Source organism: Mucilaginibacter sp. (genome assembly GCF_028288185.1).
Taxonomy (GTDB): Bacteria; Bacteroidota; Bacteroidia; order Sphingobacteriales; family Sphingobacteriaceae; genus Mucilaginibacter.
The window spans coordinates 1-12,944 of the sequence record NZ_JAQBOF010000020.1; the positions used below are offsets into that span (position 1 = coordinate 1).

Genomic DNA, 12,944 nt, shown 5'->3' on the forward strand with positions numbered 1-12,944 from the left:
TTAATATGCAAAAAAAATCAGATCTGGTATTGTACAATAATTACCCCTATAATCCGGGTGGCAATTTTATAAAACGAATATTGTGGCATTATATAAACGCCTTAGTTTTTAAAACCAGCTTGTTCCCATTTTATTGGATCAAGAATTTTTTATTGCGCTTGTTTGGCGCCAAATTAGGTAACATGGTTGAAGTTAAACCAGGCGTTAATATAAAGTATCCCTGGAACCTTACTATAGGGGATGAAGTTTGGATAGGCGAAAATGTTTGGATAGATAACCTGGTGATGGTTACTATAGGCTCAAATATTTGTATATCACAAGGTGTAATCTTGTTGACGGGGAGTCATAATTATAAAATTCCCTCATTTGATTTGATAACCGGTACTATAGTATTGGAAGATGGTGTTTGGCTTGGCGCAATGTCTATTGTCAACAAAGGCATAACGGTATCATCGCATGCCATACTTTCCGCCGGGTCGGTAGCAACAAAAGATCTGGATGCTTATGCTATTTATCAGGGCAATCCGGCAGTAAAAGTCCGCGACAGGGAAATAAATTAATATTAACTGTACCCAGGTACACATAGATACACGTGGTACCACATGGGTACACCTGAATACACTACTGATTATTGATCTCTTTCCAAAGCAGATCTTTCAGCTCAACAATATTCTTCTGAGCTACTGATGATATAAATACCGATGGTACATCCGTTGGTACCTGCGCTTTCATCTCCTCAATTAATTCATCATCCAGCATATCAGATTTTGTAATAGCTAATACACGGGGTTTGTGCATTAGTTCGGGGTTGTATTCGTTCAACTCTTTTAATAATATATCATACTCTTGTTGTATGGTACGGGTAGTATCAGCAGGCACCATAAACAATAATACCGCGTTACGCTCAATATGCTTTAAGAAACGTATACCTAATCCTTTTCCCTTTGACGCGCCTTCTATTATCCCCGGTATATCAGCCATAACAAACGATTTGTTGTTACGGTAAGCCACAATACCCAGGTTAGGTACCAACGTTGTAAAGGCATAATCAGCAATCTCCGGCTTTGCTGCAGTTACTACCGAAAGCAAGGTTGATTTACCGGCGTTTGGGAAGCCAACTAACCCTACATCCGCTAATATTTTAAGTTCGAGGATATTCCACACCTCCAGGCCTTCTTCGCCGGGCTGTGCAAAACGCGGGGTTTGGCGGGTTGCTGTTTTAAAATTAGCATTACCCAGGCCACCACGGCCACCTTTGGTTAATACCTTTGTTTCACCATCGGTATTTATTTCGAATAAGATCTCGCCTGTTTCCGCATCGCGGCATATAGTGCCAAGAGGCACTTCCAGTATCTCATCGCGGCCGGTTTTACCGCTGCTTAGTGAGCTGCTGCCCGGGTCGCCATCGCCGGCAATTACGTGTTTTCTAAATTTCAGGTGCAACAAAGTCCATAGTTGCGCATTACCGGTTACAATAATATGTCCGCCACGGCCACCATCACCACCATCGGGTCCGCCGGTTGCCGTACGTATGTCACGATGTAAATGTGCAGAACCTGCCCCGCCCTTACCAGAGCGACAACAAATTTTTACATAATCAACAAAATTTGAACCTTGAGACATTTTGATTTTATTTCGGATATCGGAATTACGATTTCGGATTTACTTTAATGGACTATTGATAACTAAGCAAGTAACAATATTTACGCTACCTGCATCCGAAATCGAACATCCAAAATCCGAAATTAGAATTACGCCTTGTCGGCAATAACAGCGCTTATCGAGTCAAAAATATCATGTATTGAGCCGATACCACTTATGCTTGTAAATTTATTTTGAGCCTTATAGAAGCCGGCTACAGGGGCAGTTTTATCATTATATTCTTTTATCCTTCTGCGTATAACCTCTGGGTTAGCATCATCCGGGCGGCCAGAACCTTTACCTCTTAATAATAAACGATGCTCTAACTCATCGTCATTTACTTCAAGTGCTATCATAACAGTAATAGCAGAGTCTTTACTTTTTAATAAGCTATCCAACGCTTCGGCTTGCGCAACTGTGCGCGGGAAACCATCAAAAATAAAACCTTCGGCATCCCTGTTAGCATCAAGTTTATTGCTTATCATGCCTATTACCACTTCATCGGGCACCAACATACCTGCATCCATCAGCTTTTTAGCCTCTAAACCAAGTTCGGTACCTTGTAGTATCTCATTGCGCAACAGATCGCCTGTTGATAAATGGATTAAACCATATTTTTCAATAAGATGTTGTGATTGAGTACCTTTCCCAGCTCCGGGCGGGCCAAATAATACTAAGTTGAGCATGCTTTTTTCAAATTAAAAGCCTTTCGGTACTATACTGAAAGGCTTAACTTTAAGGGTGCACTTGAAGGGAGTCGAACCCCTAACCTCCTGATCCGTAGTCAGGTGCTCTATCCAATTGAGCTACAAGTGCAGTATATCCGCTTTTTTTAACGGACTGCAAAAATAGGATTTCTTTTTAAAAGTGTCGAAATTATTTGAAAATTACTTCACTTTCTCTGCAATAGCCCCAAAATCAGCCCCTTTTAGCTTTTTCGATTATAAATTTATTGCATCCAAAGCTTGCTGGTGTAAATAATTATATTTTACTTTGCATTACAAAGTACTTTTAATAATGATATTTAATAAATTTTATTTCTTACTTACAGTATTGCTATTTATAACCGAAGTTTTTATTGGTCAATATTTGGATGATGCTATTATACGCCCCTACGGCGGTGATTTTTTGGTAGTGATACTGATTTACTGCTTTGTAAAGAGTTTTGTTAATACGCCGGTTATTGCCACTGCGATTAGTGTATTAATATTTGCTTACCTGATTGAAGTGTCGCAATACTTCCATTTAGTTAACCTGTTAGGTTTGGAACACATGCGGGCAGCAAGGATAGTGTTAGGCACCTCATTCTCATTTGTTGATCTGTTAACTTATACATTGGGAATCCTGGTGGTAATAATCATTGAAAAAAATTTAGATTATGGAAAATCAGTTAAAAAATAAACTACGGCACCATATACGGGTGTTGATCTGGATAGTAATAATAGGATTATTTTTAAGTGGCGTTACCGCTTTCCTTATCGAAACCGAATTAGCTTTACTCATTAACCACCCGCCATTGCAAAACCCAACAATGGCCATATGGCTTAATAAAGTTTACCAGGCCGTTAGTACTACCAATATTGATTACCCCTTTTTAAGCTACGGCACCGACTGGCTGGCCTTTGCGCATTTAATGCTAGCAATTTTATTTATAGGCCCGTTAAAAGACCCTGTTACGAATATTTGGGTAATTGAATTTGGGTTGATAGCAAGTGTAGCCATTTTCCCGCTGGCGTTTATTGCTGGTAACATTAGGGGCATACCCCTTTTCTGGACCATGATCGATTGTTCTTTTGGCGTGGTTACGCTTACTTTGCTGATACCATGCTACCGCGCGATTATTAAATTAAGGAGTTTGACATGAAATACTTTGTAAACGAGGATTCTATCGTACGTAAAATCTGGGGCAAGGCAGATACTACACTATTCATTTTTGCAGGGTCGGCGGCAGAGTTTGCCCTTAATAAAGCGGTAGACTGGTTATACTTTACCGGCCGTTTGCCTGCCGACCCACTTGGCCGGTTATTCTCTACCGTAACCTATGCACGGCAGATCATTTTTGCTGAAGAGGACGCAGCATTAGCATCAATTGATAAAATTACCGCTATACATAAAGGCGTTGAGCAAAGCCGCGGCGCGCAAATACCCGACTGGGCCTATCGCGATGTATTGTTTATGCTGATAGATTATTCTATACGTTCGTTTGAACTTTTAGACAGGCAACTTACCCTTGCCGAAAAAATAGAAGTTTTTAATGTGTTTAACCAGGTAGGCCTACGTATGGGATTGACCGGCTTACCGGCAAATTTTATACAATGGAAACAAATGCGCGAAGACCACCTGCAAAATAACCTGGCGCAAAGTACCTACACCCATCATTTATATCAACAATATAAAAAACACCTGGGCTGGCTTAGATATGCTTTACTGATAAAAGTACAATTATTACTGGTGCCCCAAAGGGTAATCGAGTTGCTGAACTTTGGTAAACCAACATGGATAAAGCCAATATTGAGCCTTTATAAATTTTTTAGACGATTAAAAATTGAAAGTATTTTAAGGAATACTTTGCTACCAACAGATTATAAAATACAGATAAAAAAACTAGACACTGTATAGCCATAATTATTTTATAAAATCTATTGCAAATAAAATTTTATAATTAATTTGGATGGATAAACCTGTATCATGAAAATCCTGCTATTTTTATTAGTTACCCTCACTTTGGGCACTGGTGTGACATATCCGCAGCAAAAAAAAACTACAAATAATTTTACGTTAACTGGCCATATTAGCGGTAAGCAAACCCTGCCTATTTGGTTTAGGTACCCTGATGGTAATGGTAAGATAATACAGCAGAAAGTAACTGTAAAAAATAATTTGTTTGTGATAATGGGTTACACCAGCAGCCCCGCCAATGTAGAGTTTTCGAATGATTTTGAACCAAACGGCAGGATAATTAAAAACTATTTTGGCGATTTGTTTATAGGCCCGGGTGCAATAACGGTACTTATGACTGGAGATGACCTTTCTAGCGCGAAAATAATCGGCTCTATGATGCAGGATGATTGGAATAAGTTAGAGCAACAAAAGCAGCCGTTGTATAAGGTGAGAGATTCTTTAAATAAAGAGATGTGGAAACTCTCAAGTGCTGGTAATACACCTAAAAACCATGAAGCGCACATGTTAGTGGGGCATAAAGTTAATATATGCGATGAGCAGCTAAAACAAGCAGACTATAAGTTTATTATCACACATTCAAACTCTTATTTAAGCGCCTATTTAACCAACTACTATTATGATTGGCAAAAGATTAAAGCCGATTCTGCAAAAATATTCTACAATACATTTACAACCCCGGTAAAATATAGCGTATCTGGCAGGTTATTACAAAAAGGGTTGGCAAAATAAAGCAACAAACATTCATTGATCTGTAAGGGTTTATTATGCTGATATTAGTTCTCCTATGAAAGCAATAATAATTACCCAACCCGGCGCGCCCGAAGTTTTGCAAATAGCCGAAAGGCCCATACCGCAATTTACTGCTAATGAAGTATTGGTAAAAGTTGCGGCTGCAGGCGTTAACCGCCCTGATGTTGCGCAGCGCAAAGGTCACTATCCCCCACCTGTTGGTGCACCGCAGGATATCCCGGGATTGGAAATAGCCGGGATAATTACCGAGGTAGGTAGCGGCGTTACCCGCTTTAAAATTGGCGATAAAGTTTGCGCCCTGGTTGCAGGCGGCGGCTATGCCGAGTACTGCAATGTACCCGAAGGACAATGCCTGCCTATCCCCGATAATCTAACTTTCATAGAAGCCGCATCCCTGCCGGAAACCTTCTTTACCGTATGGAGCAATGTGTTTGATCGTGGCCGCCTGCAACCCGGCGAGAGTTTGCTGGTACACGGCGGATCAAGCGGTATTGGCGTAACAGCCATACAAATGGCAAAAGCCATGGGTAGTGTAGTGTATGTTACCGCGGGCTCATATGAGAAATGTAAGTTTTGCGAAGACCTTGGCGCCACCAAAGCCATCAATTATAAAACCGAAGATTTTGTGGCTGTGTTGAAAGAAATCACTAATGGCAAAGGCGTTAACGTTATTTTAGATATGGTTGGCGGCAATTATGCGCCACGCAATCTGCAGGTATTGGCTGATGATGGCCGACTGGTAATGATTAATATGATGGAGGGCAAGGATACTCAGATCGATCTTTCGGTGATACTACGCAAACGGCTTACCATAACCGGCTCTGCTTTAAGGGCCAGGGACGTTGGTTTTAAAGCCGATATAGCGGCTTCATTGCAAAAAAATATCTGGCCGTTAATTGCATCGGGGCAAATAAAACCGGTTGTTAACGCCATATTTCCCGCCAGCCAGGCGGCCCAGGCTCATGCCTTAATGGAAAGCAGTAAACACATTGGTAAAATAGTTTTGAGTTTTGAGGGCTAAATTAGTTTATACAACTCATTAAATATTAGTGATTTATAAATCATAATTCGGTTTTTATAAAATATCCTGCTATAAGTAATAGTTTATATCGCTTTCATTAAAAAAAAGCCTAAAAAATCTTACTTTAAGTATTTTAATATTGTATTATAAACCTTAACTTTGCGCCCTGAAATAGCGCGAAAAGGTTTCAAGTTATTTTAAAAAAGTATATTTAAAAAATACCCGGTTATATATGCCAAACATTGGAAAAATATCACGGATCATCGGTCCGGTAGTCGACGTTAGTTTTGCAGAGAATGCACATCTTCCTAAAATTTACAGTGCGTTAGAGATCACTAAAGATAACGGCCAAAAGGTTGTTTTAGAGGTTCAACAGCACTTAGGCGAAGACCGCGTACGTGCGGTTGCCATGGATTCAACTGATGGTTTATTGCGCGGTATGCCCGTTTTAGACTTAGAATCGGCAATAAAAATGCCTGTCGGCGATAATATTAAAGGCCGTGTGTTTAATGTGGTTGGTGATGCTATTGACGGTATTGCTAACTTAGATAAAACCAATGGTCGTCCAATTCACGCGGCACCTCCGCGTTTTGAAGATCTTTCAACCGAGTCTGAAATATTGTTTACCGGTATTAAAGTTATCGACTTATTAGAGCCTTACGTAAAAGGTGGTAAAATTGGATTGTTTGGTGGTGCCGGTGTAGGCAAGACTGTATTAATCCAGGAGCTGATCAACAACATCGCGAAAGCGTATGATGGTTTATCAGTATTTGCCGGTGTGGGTGAGCGTACACGTGAAGGTAATGACCTTTTGCGTGAGATGCTGGAATCAGGCATTATAAAATATGGTGACGCATTTATGCATTCAATGGAAGAAGGTGGTTGGGATCTGACTAAGATCGACAACGAAGCTTTGAAAGAATCAAAAGCAACTTTCGTTTTCGGACAAATGAACGAGCCTCCTGGTGCACGTGCACGTGTGGCGCTTTCTGGTTTAACTATTGCCGAGTATTTCCGCGATGGTGATGCAGAAGGTAAAGGCCGTGATATATTATTCTTCGTTGATAACATCTTCCGCTTTACACAAGCCGGATCAGAAGTATCAGCGTTATTAGGTCGTATGCCTTCAGCGGTAGGTTACCAGCCAACTTTGGCAACAGAGATGGGTACCATGCAGGAGCGTATTACTTCAACCAAACGCGGATCTATTACATCAGTACAAGCGGTTTACGTACCTGCGGATGATTTGACCGACCCTGCGCCGGCTACAACCTTCGCCCACTTAGATGCTACTACCGTATTGTCACGTAAAATTGCCGAGCTTGGTATCTACCCTGCGGTAGATCCTTTGGATTCAACTTCACGTATCCTTAGTCCGTCTATCTTAGGCGACGAGCATTACAATACTGCTCAACGCGTTAAAGAAACTCTACAACGTTACAAAGAGTTACAGGATATCATCGCCATCTTAGGTATGGACGAATTATCTGAAGAAGATAAATTAGTAGTATCCCGCGCTCGTCGTGTTCAGCGTTTCTTGTCTCAGCCATTCTTCGTAGCAGAGCAGTTTACCGGCTTAAAAGGTGTGTTAGTTGATATTAAAGACACCATTAAAGGCTTTAACATGATCATGGATGGCGAAGTAGATCAATATCCTGAAGGTGCATTTAACCTTGTAGGCAGCATTGAAGATGCTATCGAAAAAGGTAAAAAATTATTAGAAGAAGCAAATAGCTAGTAGCAAATAATTAGTATCAAGTAGTAAGACAATTTAACCTTGCTACTTGATACTTGATACTAACTACTTAATACTAACAAAATGACATTAGAAATCCTTACTCCCGATAAAAAAGTGTTTGAAGGCGAGGCTACCTCGGTAACCCTTCCGGGCACTTTGGGTTTTTTTGAGATATTAAACCATCACGCACCTATCATCTCTACTTTACAGGATGGTAAATTAACCGTGCGTGGCAGTGGTAAAGAAGAAGTTTTTTTTATTAAAGGCGGTGTTGTTGAAGCTTCAAACAATATAGTAACTGTATTGGCCGAAGGTATAGAGCAACACTAAAATTTTATAAGACAATTTTTAAAGGCTCGGATAGTTTATCCGGGCCTTTTTTGTTTCGATCGTTTCTTATCAGCGTCGTAGCGCTCTTGACCGCTAGGGCCCATTACTTTTTGCTTGAGTGGCTGTTGCGCAACAGCCACTCAAGACAAAAGGAACAGCCTTAGCGGCAATTGAGCGTCACCAAGCGATAGGTAATCGAGCTGCTTGTCTTGGATAGACAACGTGCGACAAGTTTACCCTATAGTCAGCCTAAAAACACAACCCATTTTAACCAACTATTTTACCCCCTACCCCCATTTTAGGCAGAAAAAACGCCATTTGCTATGCATGCATAAAAACCATACCGAATACCGTTTTAAACTTTGGTATAGTAGCTTAAAAATATAATTCTGATTTTATTGCCATAATAAGAATTATATAGATATATTTAACTAATAAATAAGAATATAGTATTTATTTAAAAAAAGTTAGATATGCTATTGCCAGTTTTTTTGGGGATACCTATCTTAACAGTAACATAAAAGCAATCATCAGGAAACCTAAATCCTGCAACAAAAAATACTACTAAAAAATGAGTTCATCTAAAAGCACAACCGGCGTAGAATTAAATAAGTACAGCAAAACTTTTACGCAGGACCCTACCCAACCAGCCGCACAGGCCATGCTTTACGGCATCGGCCTGACTGATGATGACATGAAAAAAGCGCAGGTAGGTGTGGCAAGTATGGGCTATGACGGCAATACCTGCAACATGCACTTAAATGACCTGGCTAAGATTGTTAAGAAAGGTATTTGGGACGAGGATTTGGTTGGCTTGATATTTCACACTATTGGTGTGAGTGATGGTATGAGCAATGGTACCGAAGGTATGCGCTACTCGTTAGTAAGCCGTGATATAATTGCTGATTCGATTGAAGCCGTTACCGGCGCGCAATATTATGATGGTTTAATTACCCTGCCGGGATGCGATAAAAACATGCCTGGCTCTATTATGGCAATGGGCCGATTGAACCGTCCATCTATAATGGTATACGGTGGCACTATAAAACCGGGCCACTGGAAAGGTGAAGACCTTAATATTGTATCTGCTTTTGAAGCTTTAGGCAAAAAGATTGCCGGCACAATGGATGATATTGATTTTATGGGCGTAATTAAAAATGCCTGCCCAAGTGCGGGTGCCTGCGGTGGTGTATATACGGCTAACACTATGGCTGCCGCTATTGAAGCATTGGGCATGAGCTTGCCTTATTCGTCTTCAAACCCTGCGCTTAGCGAAGAAAAGAAAGCCGAGTGTTTAGCGGCTGGCAAAGCCATTAAGATATTATTAGAGAAAGATATTAAACCAAGCGATATCATGACCCGCAAAGCATTTGAGAATGCGATGGTGGTAATTATGGTATTAGGTGGAAGTACCAACGCGGTATTGCACATGATAGCCATGGCAAAAAGTGTTGATGTTAAAGTAACGCAGGACGACTTCCAAACTGTCAGCAACCGCATACCGGTACTGGCTGATATGAAGCCAAGCGGCAAATACATGATGGAGGATCTGCACAACGTTGGCGGTGTACCTGCGGTAATGAAATATTGCCTTAAACAAGGCTGGCTGCATGGCGAGTGTTTGACTGTAACCGGTAAAACTATTGCCGAGAACTTAGCAGACGTACCCGAGTTAGGCTTTGATACACAAAAAATTATATGGCCGGTTGAAGCGCCTGTTAAGGCTACCGGTCACTTACAGATACTTTACGGCAATATTGCCAAAGGTGGCAGCGTAGCCAAGATAAGCGGTAAAGAGGGAACTCATTTTGAAGGACCTGCCCGTGTGTTTGACGGCGAATTTGAACTGATAAAAGGCATATCAAGCGGCCGAGTCAAAAAAGGTGATGTGGTGGTTATCCGCAACGTTGGCCCTAAAGGCGCGCCCGGTATGCCCGAAATGCTTAAACCAACATCAGCCATTTTTGGCGCAGGCTTAGGCAGCTCGGTAGCTTTAATTACCGATGGACGTTTTAGCGGCGGAACACATGGATTTGTGGTAGGCCATATCACCCCTGAAGCTTTTGACGGCGGGGCGATTGCCTTAATTAAGGACGAGGATAAAATTATTATTGATGCGGTAACTAACCGGATCAATGTAATCTTATCAGACGAAGAAATGGCAGCCCGTAAAGCAGCCTGGATTCAACCCAAGTTAAAAGTTACAAAAGGTTTACTATACAGGTACGCCAAAACTGTTTCAAATGCAGCCGAAGGTTGCGTAACAGACGAGATGGAGTAAGGTTGTACGTATGACGTTATACGTTGTACGTATTCAAATCAAATAGAAAAACAAAACGTATAACATAAAACGTACTACGTATAACAAACATAAGGTATGGAAGTTGCACAACAGGAAATACTAACACAAGCGCCCGCAAAAGAAACCACAAAGGTTTCCGGATCGGTTGCATTATTAGAAGCATTAATTGCAGAAGGCGTTGATACCATCTTCGGTTATCCGGGTGGTGCCATTATGCCTATTTATGATGCTTTGTATGATTATAATGATAAGCTTAATCACATATTAGTTAGGCATGAGCAAGGCGGCACACATGCCGGCCAGGGTTATGCACGTACATCAGGTAAAGTGGGTGTGGTTTTCGCAACCAGCGGTCCCGGCGCTACCAACCTGGTAACAGGCTTAGCCGATGCACAAATAGACAGTACGCCATTAGTTTGTATCACCGGCCAGGTTTTCGCGCACCTTTTAGGTACCGATGCTTTCCAGGAAACAGACGTAATAAACATCACTACCCCGGTTACCAAATGGAACTACCAGGTAACTGATGCTAACGAAATTCCGGAAGTTATTGCCAAGGCGTTTTATATCGCCAAAAGTGGTCGCCCGGGACCAGTATTGATAGACATTACCAAAAACGCGCAGATACAGTTATTTGATTACGAAGGTTATACTAAGTGTAACCATATCCGCAGTTATCGCCCAAAACCAATTGTGCGCATGCAGTATATTGAGCAGGCAGCGGCTTTAATTAATCAAGCCAAAAAACCATTTATATTATTTGGCCAGGGTGTACTATTAGGCAGTGCCGAGCAGGAATTTAAAGCCTTTGTAGAAAAAAGCGGTATCCCTGCGGCATGGACCATTTTAGGTGCTGGCGCTATCCCTACGGGTCACCCTTTAAATGTGGGTATGTTGGGCATGCACGGTAATTATGGGCCAAACGTGTTAACTAACGACTGCGATGTGTTAATAGCCATTGGTATGCGTTTTGACGACCGCGTTACGGGCCGTTTAGATAAATACGCTAAACAGGCAAAGGTTATCCATTTGGATATTGACCCTGCCGAGATAGATAAAAACGTTAAAACAACCGTACCCGTTTGGGGCGATTGTAAAGAAACATTGCCTTTGTTAACCGCTTTAGTTGAAGAAAAACAACATACCGAGTGGGTAAAACTATTTAACGAATATACCCGCAAAGAAGTTGAAGCCGTAATACATGACGAACTGAACCCAACATCGGGCGAAATGACCATGGGCGAAGTGATAAAACAACTAAACGACCTTACCCACGGCGAGGCTATTATTGTTACTGATGTTGGCCAGCACCAAATGGTGGCTTGCCGTTATGCGCAGTTTAACAAAACACGCAGCAATGTTACCAGTGGTGGTTTAGGCACTATGGGTTTTGCATTACCAGCAGCCATAGGCGCTAAATATGGCGCACAAGACCGTACTGTAGTAGCCATTATTGGCGATGGCGGTTTCCAGATGACTTGCCAGGAATTAGGCACCATCATGCAATCGGGCGTTGATGTGAAGATCATCATCCTTAACAACCGTTTCTTAGGCATGGTGCGCCAGTGGCAGGAATTGTTTAATGAGCGCAGGTATTCATTTGTGGATATCCAAAGCCCTGATTTTGTGGCATTAGCTGCGGCATATCGTATACCGGGTAAATGCATAGCCGAAAGGGAGGACTTACAAGGCGCTTTAAAAGAGATGCTGGATAATAAAGGTTCATTCCTGTTGGAAGTGTTGGTTACCAAGGAAAACAATGTATTCCCCATGGTACCACAAGGATGCAGTGTTAGTGAGATCAGGTTGAAATAATCGAAGAAGACAATGAGCAACGAAGAAACAATACAGCAGGAATATAACATCACTATCTATACAGAGAACCAGGTTGGTTTGCTGAACAGGATAGCGATCATATTCACGCGCCGTAAAATAAATATAGATAGCCTGAATACTTCTCCATCAGAGATAGAGAGTATCCACCGCTTTAATATCGTAATAACCGAATCAGAAGAAGTAGTACGCAAGCTTACCCGCCAAATAGAAAAACAGGTGGAAGTTTTAAAAGTGTACTACCATACTAATGAGGATGTGATCTGGCAGGAACTGGCCTTATACAAGGTATCGACCGATGTAATTGCCGAGAAAGTTAGCGTTGAGCGTTTACTGCGCGAAAATGGTGCACGCGCGGTTGTTATCCGTAAAGATTATACCGTGTTTGAAACAACAGGCCATCGCGAAGAAACCGATAACCTGATCAACATACTGCAACCCTTCGGGCTGATAGAATTTGTGCGAAGTGCACGGGTAGCTATTATTAAAGATAGTGAAGGCTTTAACTCTAAACTACGTGAGTTTGAACGTTTAGAACCAGGCGAAGAAGTAATAGAAAACGAATATTTAAACAAGGGCAGCAAAGTATTTACCATGTAGCTCCCCAGCCCCCTAAAGGGGGACCAAAAAGGAAAGAGTAATTATTA

The 12,944-nt window shown here is 41.5% G+C and carries 13 protein-coding genes and 1 tRNA gene; 11 read left to right on the forward strand and 3 right to left on the reverse strand.

All coding sequences use genetic code 11. The features are described 5' to 3' along the window. On the forward strand, positions 1-560 hold a 560-nt coding region (locus tag JWQ34_RS08390), incomplete at its 5' end, for a WcaF family extracellular polysaccharide biosynthesis acetyltransferase (RefSeq protein ID WP_367278605.1). 61 nt (positions 561-621) lie between these two features. Here the strand turns inward: JWQ34_RS08390 and obgE are convergent. The 3 genes from obgE to JWQ34_RS08405 form a co-directional block, all read right to left on the reverse strand. Beyond that, positions 622-1,623 carry a GTPase ObgE gene (gene obgE / locus JWQ34_RS08395; RefSeq protein ID WP_299356409.1) on the reverse strand — a complete coding sequence of 334 codons (1,002 nt, stop codon included), beginning with the start codon at positions 1,621-1,623 and terminating at the stop codon, positions 622-624. A gap of 128 nt (positions 1,624-1,751) precedes the next feature. Beyond that, on the reverse strand, positions 1,752-2,327 hold the full coding sequence (locus JWQ34_RS08400) for an adenylate kinase (protein ID WP_299356411.1): 576 nt from the start codon (positions 2,325-2,327) through the stop codon (positions 1,752-1,754). Positions 2,328-2,383: 56 nt separating this feature from the next. Further along, positions 2,384-2,457, reverse strand: a tRNA-Arg gene (locus JWQ34_RS08405). 201 nt (positions 2,458-2,658) lie between these two features. On the opposite strand from JWQ34_RS08405, the gene JWQ34_RS08410 reads away from it, so the two are divergent. The 10 genes from JWQ34_RS08410 (at position 2,659) to ilvN (ending at position 12,897) form a co-directional block, all read left to right on the forward strand. Beyond that, positions 2,659-3,042 carry a DUF2809 domain-containing protein gene (locus JWQ34_RS08410; RefSeq protein WP_299356413.1) on the forward strand — a complete coding sequence of 128 codons (384 nt, stop codon included), beginning with the start codon at positions 2,659-2,661 and terminating at the stop codon, positions 3,040-3,042. Continuing rightward, positions 3,020-3,505, forward strand: coding sequence for a hypothetical protein (locus JWQ34_RS08415; protein WP_299356415.1), 486 nt, complete (start codon positions 3,020-3,022; stop codon positions 3,503-3,505). Before JWQ34_RS08410 ends, JWQ34_RS08415 begins: the two co-directional genes overlap by 23 nt. Continuing rightward, the gene (locus tag JWQ34_RS08420; RefSeq protein WP_299356417.1) at positions 3,502-4,260 is read left to right on the forward strand and encodes an oxygenase MpaB family protein; all 759 of its coding nucleotides are present in this window, start codon (positions 3,502-3,504) and stop codon (positions 4,258-4,260) included. The genes JWQ34_RS08415 and JWQ34_RS08420 overlap by 4 nt, the downstream gene beginning before the upstream one ends. 69 nt (positions 4,261-4,329) lie before the next feature. Then, positions 4,330-5,052, forward strand: coding sequence for a DUF4369 domain-containing protein (locus JWQ34_RS08425; RefSeq protein ID WP_299356419.1), 723 nt, complete (start codon positions 4,330-4,332; stop codon positions 5,050-5,052). Between the two features lie 55 nt (positions 5,053-5,107). Next, positions 5,108-6,094 carry an NAD(P)H-quinone oxidoreductase gene (locus JWQ34_RS08430; RefSeq protein WP_299356421.1) on the forward strand — a complete coding sequence of 329 codons (987 nt, stop codon included), beginning with the start codon at positions 5,108-5,110 and terminating at the stop codon, positions 6,092-6,094. 232 nt (positions 6,095-6,326) lie between these two features. Further along, positions 6,327-7,832, forward strand: a complete 1,506-nt coding sequence (gene atpD / locus JWQ34_RS08435) for a F0F1 ATP synthase subunit beta (RefSeq protein WP_299356423.1) — start codon at positions 6,327-6,329, stop codon at positions 7,830-7,832. 81 nt (positions 7,833-7,913) lie between these two features. Further along, positions 7,914-8,162: an ATP synthase F1 subunit epsilon gene (atpC, locus tag JWQ34_RS08440; RefSeq protein ID WP_299356425.1), complete on the forward strand. Its 249-nt coding sequence runs from the start codon at positions 7,914-7,916 to the stop codon at positions 8,160-8,162. Between the two features lie 571 nt (positions 8,163-8,733). After that, positions 8,734-10,443 (forward strand): dihydroxy-acid dehydratase, encoded by a 1,710-nt coding sequence (gene ilvD, locus JWQ34_RS08445; protein WP_299356427.1) that lies wholly within the window; start codon positions 8,734-8,736, stop codon positions 10,441-10,443. A 96-nt stretch (positions 10,444-10,539) separates the two neighbouring features. Then, positions 10,540-12,279: a biosynthetic-type acetolactate synthase large subunit gene (gene ilvB / locus JWQ34_RS08450; RefSeq protein WP_299356429.1), complete on the forward strand. Its 1,740-nt coding sequence runs from the start codon at positions 10,540-10,542 to the stop codon at positions 12,277-12,279. A 12-nt stretch (positions 12,280-12,291) separates the two neighbouring features. Beyond that, positions 12,292-12,897 carry an acetolactate synthase small subunit gene (ilvN, locus tag JWQ34_RS08455; protein WP_299356431.1) on the forward strand — a complete coding sequence of 202 codons (606 nt, stop codon included), beginning with the start codon at positions 12,292-12,294 and terminating at the stop codon, positions 12,895-12,897. Positions 12,898-12,944 lie beyond the last annotated feature (47 nt).

Excerpts from the sequence above, each read along its gene's own strand:
- obgE (WP_299356409.1), bottom strand. The coding sequence starts at position 1,623 with ATGTCTCAAGGTTCAAATTTTGTTGATTATGTAAAAATTTGTTGTCGC.
- JWQ34_RS08400 (WP_299356411.1), bottom strand. The coding sequence starts at position 2,327 with ATGCTCAACTTAGTATTATTTGGCCCGCCCGGAGCTGGGAAAGGTACT.
- JWQ34_RS08410 (WP_299356413.1), top strand. The coding sequence starts at position 2,659 with ATGATATTTAATAAATTTTATTTCTTACTTACAGTATTGCTATTTATA.
- JWQ34_RS08415 (WP_299356415.1), top strand. The coding sequence starts at position 3,020 with ATGGAAAATCAGTTAAAAAATAAACTACGGCACCATATACGGGTGTTG.
- JWQ34_RS08420 (WP_299356417.1), top strand. The coding sequence starts at position 3,502 with ATGAAATACTTTGTAAACGAGGATTCTATCGTACGTAAAATCTGGGGC.
- JWQ34_RS08425 (WP_299356419.1), top strand. The coding sequence starts at position 4,330 with ATGAAAATCCTGCTATTTTTATTAGTTACCCTCACTTTGGGCACTGGT.
- JWQ34_RS08430 (WP_299356421.1), top strand. The coding sequence starts at position 5,108 with ATGAAAGCAATAATAATTACCCAACCCGGCGCGCCCGAAGTTTTGCAA.
- atpD (WP_299356423.1), top strand. The coding sequence starts at position 6,327 with ATGCCAAACATTGGAAAAATATCACGGATCATCGGTCCGGTAGTCGAC.
- atpC (WP_299356425.1), top strand. The coding sequence starts at position 7,914 with ATGACATTAGAAATCCTTACTCCCGATAAAAAAGTGTTTGAAGGCGAG.
- ilvD (WP_299356427.1), top strand. The coding sequence starts at position 8,734 with ATGAGTTCATCTAAAAGCACAACCGGCGTAGAATTAAATAAGTACAGC.
- ilvB (WP_299356429.1), top strand. The coding sequence starts at position 10,540 with ATGGAAGTTGCACAACAGGAAATACTAACACAAGCGCCCGCAAAAGAA.
- ilvN (WP_299356431.1), top strand. The coding sequence starts at position 12,292 with ATGAGCAACGAAGAAACAATACAGCAGGAATATAACATCACTATCTAT.